15 protein-coding genes are annotated in these 14,845 nt (G+C 57.9%); 10 read left to right on the top strand and 5 right to left on the bottom strand.

Features of this window, described 5'->3' with window-relative positions; all coding sequences use genetic code 11:
- Window positions 1-1,507: AbgT family transporter (locus AC5DB9_RS15655; RefSeq protein WP_491732086.1), on the bottom strand; the 1,507-nt coding region annotated here is incomplete at its 3' end.
- Between the two features lie 197 nt (window positions 1,508-1,704).
- Between AC5DB9_RS15655 and AC5DB9_RS15650 the strand changes: the two genes are divergently transcribed.
- The 7 genes from AC5DB9_RS15650 to AC5DB9_RS15620 all read left to right on the top strand — a co-directional run bounded on the left by AC5DB9_RS15650 (window position 1,705) and on the right by AC5DB9_RS15620 (window position 8,984).
- A complete protein-coding gene (locus tag AC5DB9_RS15650; RefSeq protein WP_272989869.1) occupies window positions 1,705-2,925 on the top strand; it encodes an MFS transporter in 1,221 nt (406 codons plus the stop codon).
- Between the two features lie 334 nt (window positions 2,926-3,259).
- Window positions 3,260-5,176 (top strand): FimV/HubP-related protein, encoded by a 1,917-nt coding sequence (locus tag AC5DB9_RS15645; RefSeq protein WP_272989872.1) that lies wholly within the window; start codon window positions 3,260-3,262, stop codon window positions 5,174-5,176.
- Window positions 5,177-5,190: 14 nt separating this feature from the next.
- Entirely contained in the window at window positions 5,191-5,865 is a 675-nt protein-coding gene (locus tag AC5DB9_RS15640) for a TIGR01621 family pseudouridine synthase (RefSeq protein ID WP_272989875.1), read from the top strand.
- 38 nt (window positions 5,866-5,903) lie between these two features.
- Window positions 5,904-6,218, top strand: a complete 315-nt coding sequence (locus AC5DB9_RS15635) for a DUF2288 family protein (protein WP_272989877.1) — start codon at window positions 5,904-5,906, stop codon at window positions 6,216-6,218.
- Between the two features lie 17 nt (window positions 6,219-6,235).
- Entirely contained in the window at window positions 6,236-6,529 is a 294-nt protein-coding gene (locus AC5DB9_RS15630) for a hypothetical protein (RefSeq protein ID WP_022957395.1), read from the top strand.
- On the top strand, window positions 6,529-8,571 hold the full coding sequence (locus AC5DB9_RS15625) for a tRNA(Met) cytidine acetyltransferase TmcA domain-containing protein (protein ID WP_286846444.1): 2,043 nt from the start codon (window positions 6,529-6,531) through the stop codon (window positions 8,569-8,571). The genes AC5DB9_RS15630 and AC5DB9_RS15625 overlap by 1 nt, the downstream gene beginning before the upstream one ends.
- Before the next feature lie 14 nt (window positions 8,572-8,585).
- Window positions 8,586-8,984, top strand: a complete 399-nt coding sequence (locus AC5DB9_RS15620) for an HIT family protein (RefSeq protein ID WP_272993367.1) — start codon at window positions 8,586-8,588, stop codon at window positions 8,982-8,984.
- 16 nt (window positions 8,985-9,000) lie between these two features.
- Here the strand turns inward: AC5DB9_RS15620 and AC5DB9_RS15615 are convergent, their stop codons facing one another.
- Entirely contained in the window at window positions 9,001-10,938 is a 1,938-nt protein-coding gene (locus AC5DB9_RS15615) for a B12-binding domain-containing radical SAM protein (protein ID WP_272993371.1), read from the bottom strand.
- 159 nt (window positions 10,939-11,097) lie between these two features.
- Between AC5DB9_RS15615 and AC5DB9_RS15610 the strand changes: the two genes are divergently transcribed.
- On the top strand, window positions 11,098-11,529 hold the full coding sequence (locus AC5DB9_RS15610; protein ID WP_272993374.1) for an SRPBCC family protein: 432 nt from the start codon (window positions 11,098-11,100) through the stop codon (window positions 11,527-11,529).
- 2 nt (window positions 11,530-11,531) lie between these two features.
- Here AC5DB9_RS15610 and AC5DB9_RS15605 read toward each other — a convergent pair whose 3' ends face one another.
- Window positions 11,532-12,812: a CinA family nicotinamide mononucleotide deamidase-related protein gene (locus AC5DB9_RS15605; protein WP_272993377.1), complete on the bottom strand. Its 1,281-nt coding sequence runs from the start codon at window positions 12,810-12,812 to the stop codon at window positions 11,532-11,534.
- Window positions 12,813-12,905: 93 nt separating this feature from the next.
- Here AC5DB9_RS15605 and AC5DB9_RS15600 point away from each other — a divergent pair, with 93 nt between their 5' ends.
- Complete coding sequence (locus AC5DB9_RS15600; RefSeq protein WP_272993380.1) at window positions 12,906-13,286, top strand: hypothetical protein; 381 nt, start codon at window positions 12,906-12,908, stop codon at window positions 13,284-13,286.
- A 31-nt stretch (window positions 13,287-13,317) separates the two neighbouring features.
- Here the strand turns inward: AC5DB9_RS15600 and AC5DB9_RS15595 are convergent, their stop codons facing one another.
- Together AC5DB9_RS15595 and AC5DB9_RS15590 are read right to left on the bottom strand one after the other, a co-directional pair.
- A complete protein-coding gene (locus AC5DB9_RS15595; protein ID WP_022957388.1) occupies window positions 13,318-13,551 on the bottom strand; it encodes a DUF2789 domain-containing protein in 234 nt (77 codons plus the stop codon).
- A gap of 75 nt (window positions 13,552-13,626) precedes the next feature.
- On the bottom strand, window positions 13,627-14,400 hold the full coding sequence (locus AC5DB9_RS15590) for a glucose 1-dehydrogenase (protein WP_272993383.1): 774 nt from the start codon (window positions 14,398-14,400) through the stop codon (window positions 13,627-13,629).
- Between the two features lie 126 nt (window positions 14,401-14,526).
- Between AC5DB9_RS15590 and AC5DB9_RS15585 the strand changes: the two genes are divergently transcribed.
- The coding region (locus AC5DB9_RS15585; protein ID WP_491732085.1) for a hypothetical protein at window positions 14,527-14,845 on the top strand (319 nt) is incomplete at its 3' end.

Here is a 14,845-nt window from a genome sequence, read left to right as displayed (position 1 = left end):
GCCAGCCCAGCGGCAAGCCCGCCAGCATCCACAGGCTAAGCATCAGCGTCCAGCCAAGCAGCAGGGCAACAGAGTAGGGCAGCATCAGTGCCATCAGACTGCCGATACCTGCGCGTTCATCGTGCTTCTGCATAAACGCTACGACGACACCAAAGTAAGGCATCAACGGAGTAATGATGTTGCTGCTGGAGTCGCCGATCCGGTAGGCCATCTGTACCGATGCTGCGTCGATACCCAGCATGTACAGCATGGGAACAAAGATGGGCGCCATCAGTGCCCACTTGGCGGAGGCGCTGCCGATCAGCAGATTGATGGCGGCAGTCGTCAGCACGAAGGCCACCAGCAGAGCGGTGCTGGGCAACTGCAACGCGGCCAGTGCCTGTGCGCCCTTGATGGCGACTACCGCGCCAATGCCGGACCACGCGAAATAATTGACAAACTGCGCAGCAAAGAACATCAGTACCAGATAGCCCGCCAGCGTTGCCATGCCTTTCTCCATCGCCAGGACCCAATCGCTTGAACGCGTAAATTTGCCGCTGAGGTAGCCAAATAACATGCCGGCGATGCCAGCATAGAGCGCAATAAAAATCACAATCCCCCTCAGCAGTGGATACGCCACCATGCCAGTGACGTCGGGGTTGCGAAGCAGACCGTCCGGTAACGCCACCAGGCTGATCAACAGCGCTAAGTAGGCGACAGAAAAGGCGGCTACCCAGCGAAGTGCTCGTCGCTCAGCGGGATTAGCGATTTCATCGGTGGACTGTTCCAGAGGGGTATCCGTGTTTGATCTAAGGCGCGGTTCAACAATATGGTCGTTCACCCTGGCGCCGATAAAAGTAATCAGGAATGTCGACGCGATGATGAAATAATAGTTGTCGCTGACCAGTACTTCGGCCTGCGGGGCCACCAGCGACAGCGCCTCAGTGCTGATACCCGCGAGGATGGCATCGACAGGCCCCAGCATCAGGTTGGCACTGTAGCCGCCGGAGACGCCAGCGAAGGCAGCAGCAATACCTGCCAGCGGAGGGCGCCCCGCCGCTTTGAAGATAAGGGCTGCCAAGGGGATCAGTACCACATAGCCAGAGTCAAAACCGATACTGGAGAGAACGCCGGTAAACACGATCACCGCACTGAGGTAGCGCTCCGATGCCCGGCGGGCGAGACGGCTCAATACACAGGCCAGCAGTCCCGAATGCTCGGCAATGGCAATGCCCATAATCGCTACGATGACCGGGCCAACGGGGGCAAAGCCGGTGAAGTTGCCAACGGCATTGTTTAGCATCCACAGCAGCCCTTCGCGGGACAGCAGCGAACGGCTGTGCAGCCACTCGCCGGTGGCGGGGTGTTGTGCAGACACCTGAGTCGCGGTCATCAGGGTCGATAACAGTACGAGGGCGATGCTCAGAAGAATAAACAACAGCACCGGATGAGGCAGGCGATTACCCACCACTTCGAGTCGGTTCAGCCAAGCCTGCAAACGTGGTGGTCCCTGCTGAACCCTCGTCATCTTGTGTTACCTTTTGTGGTGGTTGCCGCGCAGCGTGTAGAATGTTTGGCTGTTCTGTAGCCGCATGAAGCAGGAAGTCTGCCAGATGCGGCTCGCTGTAGACAACGACATGACATGCATTGCCTGCGAATGTCCCAACAAAAGACGGTACTGACTTGAACGCAAACAGCCACTCCCCACGCTCCGATTGGCGGGCGATGATCTCTCTATATGCCGCGATGATGGCAGTGGGTATGGGCCAGAGCGTAGTGTTTGCGATTCTGCCAATGCTGGGGCGGGAGCTTGCTCTGCATGAAATGATTTGGCAGATCCCGCTGCTCAATATCGAGCTGGCGCCCAAGGAGCTGGCGATTACCTCGCTGTCGGCACTGACGGCGTTCGTCTTCTTTATCACCTCGCCATTCTGGGGTCGCAAGAGTGATCGCTGGGGGCGCAAGCCGGTCATTATTATTGGCTTGTTTGGTTATGCGATAGGGACCTTGTTGTTCAACAGTGTTGCCTGGCTGGGGCTAACCGCGATTATGGGCGGTGGAGCGCTGTATCTGCTGCTGATAGCCAGTCGCGCGGTACACGCGGCGCTGATGTCGGCAGCGCACCCGGCCTCTGCAGCCTATATGGTTGATGTGACGGAAATCCGCCAGCGGGCGAAAGGCATGGCCAAGCTTCAGGCCTTCAACCAACTGGGGGTAATGCTTGGCCCTGCGCTGGCTTGGTTTGTCCATTTCAGCTACTTGGCTCCTTTATATTTGCAGGCGCTCCTATCGGTACTCGTCGCATTGGCGGTATGGCGCTTTCTGCCAGCATTGCCGCCACATCAATCCAGTCGTGATCGCAAGCCTAAGGCAATGTCCTATTTCGACCCGCGTTATCGATTGTTCATTGTGATCGGCTTTGTCATCTACGGGCTATTGGGTATGGTGCAGCAGACTCTGGGCTTCTATTTTCAGGACCTGCTGTCTCTCGAAGGTGTGGAAGCGGCACAGTGGTTCTCCGCCGCGATGATCGTCTCATCGGGGGCGATGCTGTTTGCCCAGTTTGTGATTGTGCAACGCTACAACGGGCCACCGATGAAGCTGTTGTTCCTCGGTATGCCTTTCAGTTTTATGGGTTACCTGCTGTTGGCGTTTTCCGGCAATCTCGGGATGTTGCTGGCGGCCATGGGGCTGTTCGGCTTTGGGATGGGGTTGACGGCACCGGCTTACGGGGCAAGTGCAACCATGGTGGTGGAGTCGCATGAGCAGGGAGGGCTGGCTGGCTTGCTCGGCTCAATCGCGGGTTTGGGATTTGTGGCAGGACCTTTGGCCGGCGGTTTCCTATACCAGTTCTCGCCGAGCTATCCCTATTTGGGGGCAGCGGGAATCATGGCCGTGATTATTATTGTCATGATTAGCCGCTATGGTCATACGCTGCGCGACTGATCAAAATTTACCCTTGTGTCGGCAGCGTCGACATGGCGCTGTTCCCGGCGGAATTGAACAGCGTTATCCACAAGTTTATTCACCTAATCTGGGGAAAAGTTTTGCTCACAGTTGGGCAATTGCTAAACAGATTGCCCGAATATTGGGCAGACGTGGTTTTCGCCCGATGAAATTTCCTCATTTGCGTCTAAAACCTTTTGCCGGGTGTGCGCGTTGCTGCCAAGATGGCTACACTTATTTGTGATGGAGTTCGTGTTTCCCTGTGTCATGGTGGTAGCAGGAGCGGGCTAGAGATGGATCGCAGCATACAGCGATATTGATAAGAGCACTGGCGATGAAAAACACGCGGATACCTGCATTACTCCCACTGTGTCTGGCGGCAATGGTAAGCAGAGAAGCGCTGGCGCTGGGGCTTGGCAGCGCCGAGCTGGCGTCTCGCCTTGGAAGCCCATTACAGGCACGTATTCCTCTGCGCAGTATGGACGGGCTGGATCCGGAGCAACTGCTGATCAGTATTCAGCCGGTCTGGGATGAAGACAGCGAATCGGTGATCGGGGGGCTGAAGCCAGGAGATATTCAGGTAATCGCCTACCGTGATGAGCAAGGGCAGGCACTGATCGATCTGAGCAGCGCAGAACCCATTGCCGAACCCTTCCTGAATTTTGTTGTGAGTGTGCGCTGGCCGCAGGGCAGTCTGAATCGCGAATACACCCTGTTGCTAGACTTACCCACAACATCCGTTGCGTCGCCCCAGTCGCCGCTGACCGCCAGCCAGGCAGATGTACCGGTGGCGTTGCCAACAACCCCGACACAGACCTATTCAAGTTCGTCCATAACGCCCCGTACCGGCGCTTCAATAAGCTCATCCAGCACACACTATGTGACGCAGCGCGGCGACAGCTTGTGGTCTATCGCGGCCAGACTTCGGCGCGAGAGAGGAGGTGACCAGCAGCGCGTGATGGAGCAGATTTATGCCCTGAATCCGGAAGCATTTATCCGCAAGGCTCGCCACCTGCTCAAAGAATCCGTCACGCTGGATATCGATCCAGCCAGGCTAAGCTCGGTGCTGTCATCGGCGACAGCTTTGCCGTCGGCTGCCTTGCCGCCGCGTGATTTACCGCCGTCAGGCGGCGCAGGAGAGGCGCTTGCTGTCGAAGCGGCGCAAACGTCAGATAGCGAGACTGAGGCGGCCGCGATTGAAAGCGTGCCGCAGGCGACGAGTGGTGAAGGTGGTCGCGCGGCTGAGCTGACGGAGTCACTGCTTGCCGTCAGCCAGGAAGTTGAGCAGGTCACTCAGAACATCGAAGTGATGTCTACGCGCCTTGCGCAGCTTCAAGCGAGATTGGCGGGGCTTCAGCAGGAATACGCCCAGGTGCAGGGAGAAGTGAATGCCCTGCGCAATGACGGCTTTGTCGATAGACTTACCGAGGATGGTGTGAGAGGAGAGCCGGTGCTGGCGACGGGTGATGAGCGTGACGCAGCCGCCGCCTCGCTGGAAGCGGAAGGCATTGCTGGCCAAGATCAGCTTGCAACAGTGACAAATGCTTCTCAGCCAGAGATCAGTGACGAGCCGGTTGTGGAGCCAGAGCCAGTCATGAGCGAAGCGGTGCAGAGCGATAGCGCAACAGCGCGCCTCTGGTGGCTGTGGGCGCTGGCAGCATTGACGGCATTGTGGGTGGTGTTGCGGCGACGCGGTCGCAAAGCCCCCGTCGCTTCTTATCAGGCGGCGTCGATCGTCACCGGGAAACCTCCCGAGCCGTCTCCGCAGCACTCGCCGGATGCTTTCCACGATGTGTTTGATGATCTTGATGGCCGCCGAACGCGTGGCAGTCAGGATACTGCCGCGGTAGCCGAGGCCACGGAGCCGACACAATCTGATGTTGATGATGAGCTGAGTGCGATGCCCGAGGACGATATCTCGGTGGAGAATACATTGCCGCCAGTCGGAGCGGCGGCGGTATCCGTTTCCCCAGGCAGCAATGCCGAGACGGCGGCGGCAGCGTGCTTGTCGCTCAACGACCTTCCGGGAGCACGCCGTATTCTTGAGGCCGAGCTGCACAGCAATGACGTGGAATCCTTGAAGCTGATGTTGTTGGATGTCTACGCTCAGCAAGGCGATGTTTCTGAGTTTGAAACCCTGGCGCTGCAAATGGAGTTTGCCGGCGTCAGCGATGAGCTCATTCGCGAGATCGACGTCTTGCGTAAGGCCATGGGGCAGAGAGTGGATCAGCTCGGCCAGGCAAAGGGTTAATGCTGTCCTGATCCATGAGCTATGACTTACTGTATCGTCACGACGATTTCTATCTGATCGACAAGCACGCGGGTGTAAACCTGCACCGAAATCAGCGCGGAAGCAGCCTGCTGGACACGCTTCGGCATGAGCTCGGTGATGAAGCCTTGTACCTGGTTCACCGACTTGATGACGCCACCTCCGGACTGCTGTTGATTGCCCGGAACAAGTCCGCGGCTGCGCAGTTATCAGCGCAGTTCAGCGAGCGCCATGTGCAGAAATTCTATATCGCATTGGCTGACGGCAAGCCGCGAAAAAAGCAGGGGCTGGTGGTGGGCGATATCGTGAAAGCGCGCAACGGCAGTTATCGCCTGAGCCGCAGCCGCGATAACCCCAGCCGTACACGCTTTATCAGCAGTGCCGTTATGCCGGGACTGCGCCTCTATTTACTGAAACCCCATACCGGAAAGACTCACCAGCTGCGAGTGGTCATGAGCAGTCTCGGTGTGCCCATCCTGGGCGATGAGCGCTACGGTAAAACCGAGGCTGACCGTTGTTATCTGCACGCCTTTGCCCTGTGTTTCGATTATGGAGGGCATCATTATCAGTTTTGTCAGCAGCCCTCATCGGGGCAGCGCTTTGTCGATAGAGCTGTGCAGGAAGCGCTGGTAGAATGGCGGCAGCCTTGGGAGTTGAACTGGGGCAATTAACGACGCACCGTCTGATCTTCTGAGAACCCAATGCTGCTATGACTGACCTCCCCGACAACGATTCGCTATTCGGCAAACTTAATCGTGAAACCGCACGGATTCACTGGCGAGAGTTGCAACGCTTCTACGCGCAGGGCGCAGTTTTGGAAGTCGCTCCTGCACTGGATTTGATCGCGGTGGCTGCAGCGATGGCCGACGACGATGCAACGCAAATTCAGCAGTACCTTGGCAGCGGTGATCTCAGTCGGGTGGACGAGGCGCGCGCTCAGCAGTGGTTCGATGCCGAGCAGGAACTGTGGGCTGTCGTCGTCGTGCCCTGGGTGTTGGTGCAAACGGCAAGAGAGCTCAACTAATTCAAGTCGGAGTCATCATGACTGACAGCGACGTTTTTCGACAGGAGCTAGAGGCGCGTTTGCAGGCATTTTTTGCCGATCAGCACGCCGGTCTGGATATTCCGCCCGCCGTACTCTATCGCCTGGAGGGCGCGATGGATTCGGCGGTCAAATTGGGTGTGATATCGGAGGCATCGCTGCGCCAGCGCTTGTTGGCTTTAGCTGAGCAGTATCTCGATGCTCCACTTCAGGATATCTATCGCCGGGATCATCGTCTGTTACTGCACTTGCATATGCGCGAAGCGCCGGTCTATCCCAGCGGGGCGAAGTAGTGCCCGGCGCGGCCGATTTCCAACGCTATTGCCAGCAACTAGCGTCAGCCCTTCGCGCTGCCGGGCATCGCGCCTGCCTGTTGCTCAGCGGGGAAGAGTCGTGGGGCGTGGCGATGGCTGAAGTGCTTATGAGTCAAGGGGACGGACTGCTGCTGGCTCCAGAGGCGATCGCAGGACAGCGCCCCGCCAGTAAGCCGGAAAGCCTCGGCATTGAATCTGACTGGCTGGTTATTAACGCTCACCACTACCAATCGCTAAACCAATGGCTTGCCGCGGCGGGAACCCTGCGTGCCGGTGGGCTGCTCGTTCTGTTGTGTCCGCCAATGAACGACTGGCCTGCGGATTATGCGGCGTCGATGCGGCATCAGGGCTTCGACGTTGATGACTCGGCGTTTATTCGGCGTCTTTGTCGGGAATGGCCGACTGCGTCGAACACACTGCTCTGGTGTCAAAAGGCCCCTTTACCTGACATGCCACCGACTCCTGAGGCTAGCTGGCAGGCGACGCTGCCCAGCGAGGATCAATGCCGTACCGTACAGGCAATATGTCGCGCCGCTAAGGGGCGCGCCGGACGGCCACTGCTGATTCGCGCTGATCGCGGACGTGGCAAGACCACCGCGCTTGGGCTGGCGGCAGCGGAATTGCTGCGAGACCAGCGGAGGATCGTGATCACCGCGGCAAGGCCGGGAATGATCGAGACGGCGTTCCGGCACGCTCAGTCCGCGTTGCCCGATGCCCGGCGGGAAAAGCATGCGCTGAGCTGGCGGGAAGGGCGTTTGGAGTATCTGCCCCCCGCTGAATTGCTCAGTCGCAGTCAAACACCCGATTTGTTGCTGGTGGATGAAGCAGCACATTTGTCACTGACCCTATTGGATACGCTGCTGCAGCGCTATCCGCGGCTGGTGTTCGCGAGCACGGTACACGGGTATGAGGGCAGTGGGCGTGGCTTCGATATTCGCTTTCGCCGCTGCCTGGATCGCCGCCGTCCACACTGGCGCCGCGAATACCTTCGCAGCCCGCTGCGCTGGGCTGAGGATGACCCCCTTGAGGCCGGTCTCAACCGACTGTTTCTGCTTGACGCTGACGTGGCGATGGCACAAAGCAGCGACCCGTTGGTGGTGAACCTTGTCGACCCGGACACCCTGATACGCGAGCCGTCATTACTGCGTCAGGTGCATGGTCTGCTGCTAGATGCTCACTACCAAACCACCCCCCAGGACCTGCAATTCCTCCTCGACCTGCCGGGCAGAATATGGGTGGCGCGGCGTGGCGAAAATATTGTCGGTGTCTGTCAGGCGTTCGTCGAAGGGGGCTTTGACAAGACCTTGGCCGAAGCAACTTGTGCTGGCAGGCGTCGTCCGAGAGGGCATTTACTGGCGCAGACACTGGCTGTTCAGACGGGCAATCCCAAGTATCTTTTAAGTCCTAGTCTGCGTGTCAATCGCATCGCCGTGGTCGACGGTGAGCGACGCGCTGGTGTTGCGTCGGCGTTGTTAGCGGCTCTCTCACGGCAGGCGAACGAGGAAGGTATGGCCTTTCTCAGTTCCAGTTTTGCCTGTGAGCCCGATGTGGTGGCGTTCTGGCATTCGGCCAGGTTTATACCGCTGCATCTTGGCAGTCGCCGGGATGCAGCGAGTGGCAGTTATTCATTGATGGTCGCATTGGCATTGGGGGAGGGCTGGAGTGAGGACTTCGTCTTGCAACAACAGCGGTTTGCGCAATCGCTGTTGACCAGCTTTCGCTTGATATACCCAGAGATGCCGCCGGAGGCGTTACAAGCCTTGCTGTCGGTGTTACCTGCACTCAGTGACAGTGATGACTTGCGGCAGCTTCAGCGCTACGCAGCGGGACAACTGTCGTTTGAAATGGCGGCGCCCAGTCTCAAGCGTTGCTGCGCGGGGCGCCTTGTCTCCGCATTGTGTATTGAGCGCTTGTTTTACGAAGAGGATTGGTCAGCCTTGGCAAGGCGATATCGGCTTGACGGTCGCGGAGCCATAGAAACCGAAATCAAATCGACGCTCTCGGCGTTGATCGACGTTTGACGAAGGAGAACATCATGGCGAGTATTTTCAGCAAGATTATTGCGGGCGAACTGCCGGGGCATTTTGTCTGGGAAGACGAGCGCTGCGTGGCGATTATGACCATCCAGCCTATGCATCCCGGTCATCTGCTGGTGATTCCCCGCGAAGAGGTCGACCATTGGGATGACCTGCCTGCGGAGCTCAGTGCTCATTTGATGGCAGTATCGGCCAAGTTGGCGAAGGCGCTGAAGCAGAGCTACGCTTGCCGTCGGGTAAGTTTACAAATCGTGGGCTTAGAAGTCCCTCACACCCACCTGCATCTGGTGCCGATCAATGAAATGCAGGATGTGGATTTTGCTCGTGCAGCCATGGCCGAGCCCGAAGCTCTGGCCGCCGAGGCCGAAAAAATTCGCGGGGCTCTGGCGGCGCTGTAAGGCTTCAGCGAGAGGGTCAGTGCACCTCTCTGGCAAGGGATTCCAGCCCCGGCTGGATAAGTCTTGGAGTGGCTGCCCCCGCGCCTTTCTGTACCTCGCCGCGCAGCCAGGCACCCCCGTCGGGTTCTTTGAGGATGTCGCCCACGCCGCCCGGCGTGCGGATTGTCAGCGTTTGAGGGCCGGCGCGGAAGCAGGCGTCGTCGGGGTCGCGCAGTTCATCGAGAGCCTGCTTGCAGGCTCTGGCATCGAAACTGAAGCTGACCTCCCGCTCTTGTGCTGCGCCCCAGCGCGGAGACAGGGCCTTGTCCAGTTCCAGAACCATGCTCAGGCGGGCGCTCAGCGGTATTTCGCGCCCGTCGCTGGCCTGTTGCGTCACATAGTCGCCAATCACCTGTTGAAGGCAGTCATAAAGCCGGCTGGGGTCACGTAGCGACTCGGTAAAAATACGATTGCGGCCCTCGTAAACACTCAGTGCATCGCCTGGATTCACCGCAGGCAGTTGCTCGGCGTATTCCCGGCATACAGCGAGCAGTAGCTGACGCATCAGCGTAGCGGTCGTGACGCCGGCTTGCCGGGCTATATAGCGAATGCTGTAAGGCAGAATATGCCCGTGGGCGAAGAGCATGTGTGCGGTAATCAGCAGATACCCCTGTAATCCCTGTTCGCGGTCGAAGCTGTGACAGGCCACGACATACTCGCCTTTGGCCTTGCCGTAGCCGGCCACCGGAATGGTCTCAATGCGATATTCCTCGCGTTTTTCGTAAAACTCGGTGCCGGGTAACAGGGTGTAGGCGAAGATATTCAGGTTGGGGAATACCTGCAGTAACTGGTCGAGATTGCGCTCGAAGTCCGGCAGATTGTCGCCGGGCAGCCCCCAGATTAACTCGGCAGCAATCGGCACGCCCTGGGTCGCCATTTCGCGGGCAATGGGCTCGTATTTGTTGGCGGCCATGTTCTTGCGGTTACTCAGTTCCAGTGCCTTGGGCGTGAGCGTTTGCAGGGCAAGCTGATAGTGCGGAAGCAGGCCGTTCTCATGCAGGAGCAAGACGATTTCCTGCACCCGAGGGCTGTGTTTTTTCGACCAGGAGGTCGCGAAGCTACTGGGTAAGCCTGTTGTGCTTTTCAGCTCGCAGATCAGTTTGGCTTTGTCGAGATCCTCGCGCAGGGCGCCAAAGTTGGAGTCGGCCAGCCAGATATCCTTGATACCTGCCGCGACGATTTTTCGCCAGTCCCGCTCCACGCGATCCATGGAAAACTGGTACATCTTCGAGCCGATAGCGCCGGTGCCCCACTCACAGAAAGCGCATTTGAATGGACAGCCTCGGCTGCTTTCGTAGGACACCGAGTCGTACAACGGTTTGCCGTTGGCGTCACTGAGTGGCACAACATCCAGTGCCGACGGCAGCTCATCCAGGTTAATGCGACGCGGACGTTCTGCTGTTTTGTGAATGCCGCCATTTTCCAGATACGCAAGGCCTTTGATATTCCGCCAGTCTTCTTTGCTGTCACAGCAGTCCAGCCATTCCTGAAAGGTGGTTTCTGCTTCACCCAGGGCAATGGCATCAATGGGATCGTCGAACAGATAGTCTTCTGCCTGTTGAACGTGGGGGCCGCCCGCGATACATAGAGCCTGCGGGCAGTCGTGTTTGATCAGAGCGATCAGCTCCAAAAATTCAGCGGCGTTCCAGGTATACATGCTGAAGCCAACGACCGGACGCTGCCCCTTTGCGATTGCGTCCTGAAAAACGTCGCGCAATGCGGGCCATTCTGTCCGCCACTGGGCAACGGCGTCACTGTCGCGAAAGTGCAGCAGTTGAATATCGTTGTCGTCAGGATTGGCGCCATAGCGCTGGTAGTAGGCTTTCAGCCCCCCGGTGGTTGTGGGCACAGCCCAGAAGCCTTCGGAATCCATGCTGAATAAGCGAACCGGGCGGGGAGGAGCGACACTGATCATGGGGATGAAAACCTGTTGTGATTATTCGTCAATATTACTGCAACGAGTCGCTGAGTATTACTCATTCACGTTGAAATTCTGACTAAGCCGTTCGGGTGAGGCTACTGTAACCATTATGAGGCAAGATCGCCGCTGTTTAATAATAAATTGGAGAACATCATGGTAGAGGTACATGTTGCCCGCGATCTCGACTTCCCTGCTGAAACGGTATGGGCCTTGCTGGAAGATTTCGGTGATATCAGCTGGGCGCCGGGCATTGACCGCATAGAAGTGATCGGTGAGGGCATTGGTATGATTCGCCGCCTGCACATGCAGGGCATGGACCCTATTGATGAGAAGCTGTCGTTCCTCGAGCCTGAGAATATGGCCTTCGGTTACAGCATCCCGCAGGGTATTCCCATGCCGGTCAGTGACTATTCAGCCAATGCCAAAGTGACCGCGCTGGACGCTGGTCGCTGTCACGTCGACTGGTATGGTCGTGCCAAGCCCGAAGGGGCGAGCGACGAGGATGCGGCGGCCATGATTCGTGGCGCTTACGAAATGCTGCTGCAATGGATTGCTGAAGAACTGGAGAAGCGCGCCGCCGCGTGATTTCAGATGCTGCCGCCACGGCGGTAGCGCTGCACCAATGACGGTAAGCCACTGATTCCCAGTACCTCGCGGCGCAGCAGCTCCTGAGCGAGCGCCGCGACCCAAAGTTGGAAGCCCTGCCGGTCGAAGGGTAGCTGCAGGCAGACACTGTGTAAGTTCTCCGAACGGCCCCAGGCAATCCAGACCGTGCCCACCGGCTTTTCTTCACTGCCGCCGCCGGGGCCGGCAATCCCGGTGACAGCGATGGCGAGATCGGACTGGGTTGCGACAAGCGCGCCGGTCGCCATTTCTTTTGCCACCGTTTCACTCACGGCACCGTACGTCTCCAGGCTGCTTGCGTTCACACCGAGCTGAGACATTTTCATTGCGTTGGAATAGCTCACGATGCCGCCGGGGTAAACCTCCGACGCGCCGGGCACCGAGGTAATCTGTGCCGCGATCAGACCGCCGGTACAGGATTCTGCGGTGCTGAGGCTGAGCTTGTGCTCCCTCAATGTGTTGACCAGTGCATCCGATAGGGTGACGGGCAGCTCGCCAAGCAGGTGGTCGCCTAACAGGGCTTCAACGGGTTCACGCCACCGGGCGAGCTGCTCCCCCGAGTTGGCGCCGCTGGCAGTCAGTTTGACCTCCAGTACGGGCATTGAGGCACGAAATCCCAGCTCGATATCGTCCGGCCAATGGGGCAGCTCCCGGTCAAACAGTTCTTGAATACTGGATTCACCCAGCCCGAATACACCCAGTCGCAAGGTTTGTATGTGGTCAGAATCGAAACGCTGCAGCAGCAGGGGAAGGATTTCGTCGGCCAGCATCTGTTGCAGTTCACTCGGCACGCCGGGCGTGGCGATTACCAGGCAGCCCTTGTGTTCCAGCTGAATACCCGGTGCGCTGCCCCGAGCATTGCTGATGATGTCGCAGCCTTGGGGCAGGATGGCCTGTTTCCGGTTTGCCTCATTCAGGGTAAACCCCCGCTTGTCACACCACGCCTGCAATTCACGCATCCCTCGGGGGTGCTCGCATAGCGGCTGCTGGCTGACGGCGGACAGGGCCGCGGCGGTGAGATCATCGACGGTCGGGCCCAGTCCGCCGTTGATAATCAATACATCGCCATCGTCGCAGAGTTTATCGATTTGCTGACAGAGCAGGGCGAGGTCGTCGCCAACGGTGACTTTTTTGTAGACGCGCCAGCCATGCGGGTTCAGTTGCTGAGCAATACGCGCTGAATTGGAGTCGATAACATCACCGGCCATGATTTCGTTGCCGGTCAGCAGCAGATTGAGTTTCATGCCTTCACTAGATCCTTGATATAACGGGCTATATGCTGGCGGCAAAACACTTACAATCGCTGCTTTGCTGCACACAAAGAGGGAGAGCATAGTATGAAAATGTCGTCGGGTGTGATTTTTGCGGGGATTATTGTGCTGCTGTTTGCCGCTTTTGAATACTGGCAGTACCGGGACGAGCAGGCTTACCGTGCGGCGCTAAGTCAGCAACTGGTAACGATAGAGTCGCGTCTCGATGAACTCAGTGGACAGTTACAGGAAGCGCGTAAACGGGATGAGGAAAGTTCACTGGGCGGCATTATCGAAAATGCGAATAAAGCGTTGATTCAAGGCTGGTCTGCGATGGTGGAGTCAGTGGAACGCGAGCTGGAGCGGGCGCAGGAAAACATCGCCGAATCGCGTCGTGAAAATGCCCGGCCCAAGTCGCAAGCTGCGCCAGACAAGGGCGATTCGCCTTCGGGAGAGGGCCCGCTGTAAATGCGCCGAGCGGCGTTTAATGGAGGAAACGCTAGTGACGTAACAGCGCGTCGAGTTCGTCCACCCATTCTGCCCAGTCGGCGTCATCGTCTATCGCCTGCTTGATGAATGCAGACTGACTTTCCGTCCAGAAAGCGGCTTGGTGAAGGGGTAGCTCGGCGGGTAGCGGGCGATGACTGGCAACAAAGCTGGCAATCTCGCTGTCGCTGGATGGCAGTCCGAGCTGCTCGAATAACAGATTCAGGCTATGTATATCAGTGTCCATGGTGCCTCTCCTGTCGCAGATGACCGATGAGGCACTATAGAATATTGGGCGCGGGCCTGAAAACCCCACCAGAGATCAGGAGCTTGGCAATAGGTCCAGGCGCAGCCCGGCGTTCCAGCCTCCGTCCACAATAAACTCCGAGCCGGTGGAGTAGCTGCTTTCATCACTGGCTAAGAACAACGACATATTTGCCACTTCTTGAGGAAGGCCAACGCGAGGGAGCGGGTGGTTGACGTAAAAGGCGTTGTCTTGCTCTGAGGGCTCACTGTTCTCACCCGCACCATGCATATCCGTGAAGATGCCGCCGGGGTGTACGGTGTTGACGCGTATATTGTAGGGGCCAAGCTCAATCGCTGCTGACTTACTCAGGCCGCGCACCGCCCATTTCGATGACACATAGGCGCTCAGGCCATTCTTAGCCTGCAGGCCGTCAATGGATGAAATATTGATAATCGAGCCGCCGCCCGCGGCTTTCATCGGTGCGATAGCGGCTCGGATGCCAAGGTAGGGGCCCAGTTGGTTTACTCGAATAACGCGCATGTAGTCGTCGCCGTCGCTGTCGGCAATCGCTGCAGCGTGAAGGATGGCCGCGTTATTGACGAGGATGTTGAGCGGTCCGAAGTCTTCCGCTGCGAGGATCAATGCCTGCCAGTCGCTTTCCTGAGAAACGTCGGCATGAACGTAGCGGGCACTGTCGCCCAGTTCTGTCGCGAGCTTCTCTCCGGCGTCGTCGAGCAGGTCGGCGATGATAACCTTGGCGCCTTCCTCAACAAAACGGCGGGCGGTGACTGCACCCATACCGCGCGCGGCACCAGTAATAATCGCGACCTTGCCTGATAATCTGCCCATGGAAAAATCCTCGCTTTTTGTTAGTGTTGGTGGCGCATTATGCGGGGCTGGTGAGGCGGGTCAATTATCCAAGTGGGTGATATCCTTCATTGCTTGCGCTGTAAGTAAATACGTATTGGAGAACACATGAGGTCATTGCTCTTGGTCGCGTTTGGCGTACTGGTCTTGTCGTCAGCCTGGTGGTGGCAGCAGCGATCTATGTCTGATTGTTGCCTGCAGGTGGTGGAGCCAGTGATCATGATTGAAGAACCCGACGCTGAACCGTTGCCCCCAGTGGCAAAGCCGGCGCCGCCGGTGGTGCTGGATTTGACGGTGCCAGCGGATGTGGTCAGTGGCGAGCCATTGCCGGAAAACGGTGATAATCGCTTTGGGTCTGAACAGTGGTTTGCGCCGAAAGAAAAGACCGAGTCATCGGTGAAGTTTAAAAGGGGTATTCGGATTAGCT

This window comes from Spongiibacter sp. (genome assembly GCF_984394615.1).
The sequence above is the reverse complement of the archived record's forward strand: the minus strand, read 5'-3'. Positions and strand labels throughout refer to the sequence as shown.

What these genes read in the sequence shown, in the direction of transcription:
- AC5DB9_RS15650 (WP_272989869.1), top strand. Translation starts at nt 1,705, where the DNA reads ATGATCTCTCTATATGCCGCGATGATGGCAGTGGGTATGGGCCAGAGC.
- AC5DB9_RS15645 (WP_272989872.1), top strand. Translation starts at nt 3,260, where the DNA reads ATGAAAAACACGCGGATACCTGCATTACTCCCACTGTGTCTGGCGGCA.
- AC5DB9_RS15640 (WP_272989875.1), top strand. Translation starts at nt 5,191, where the DNA reads ATGAGCTATGACTTACTGTATCGTCACGACGATTTCTATCTGATCGAC.
- AC5DB9_RS15635 (WP_272989877.1), top strand. Translation starts at nt 5,904, where the DNA reads ATGACTGACCTCCCCGACAACGATTCGCTATTCGGCAAACTTAATCGT.
- AC5DB9_RS15630 (WP_022957395.1), top strand. Translation starts at nt 6,236, where the DNA reads ATGACTGACAGCGACGTTTTTCGACAGGAGCTAGAGGCGCGTTTGCAG.
- AC5DB9_RS15620 (WP_272993367.1), top strand. Translation starts at nt 8,586, where the DNA reads ATGGCGAGTATTTTCAGCAAGATTATTGCGGGCGAACTGCCGGGGCAT.
- AC5DB9_RS15615 (WP_272993371.1), bottom strand. Translation starts at nt 10,938, where the DNA reads ATGATCAGTGTCGCTCCTCCCCGCCCGGTTCGCTTATTCAGCATGGAT.
- AC5DB9_RS15610 (WP_272993374.1), top strand. Translation starts at nt 11,098, where the DNA reads ATGGTAGAGGTACATGTTGCCCGCGATCTCGACTTCCCTGCTGAAACG.
- AC5DB9_RS15605 (WP_272993377.1), bottom strand. Translation starts at nt 12,812, where the DNA reads ATGAAACTCAATCTGCTGCTGACCGGCAACGAAATCATGGCCGGTGAT.
- AC5DB9_RS15600 (WP_272993380.1), top strand. Translation starts at nt 12,906, where the DNA reads ATGAAAATGTCGTCGGGTGTGATTTTTGCGGGGATTATTGTGCTGCTG.
- AC5DB9_RS15595 (WP_022957388.1), bottom strand. Translation starts at nt 13,551, where the DNA reads ATGGACACTGATATACATAGCCTGAATCTGTTATTCGAGCAGCTCGGA.
- AC5DB9_RS15590 (WP_272993383.1), bottom strand. Translation starts at nt 14,400, where the DNA reads ATGGGCAGATTATCAGGCAAGGTCGCGATTATTACTGGTGCCGCGCGC.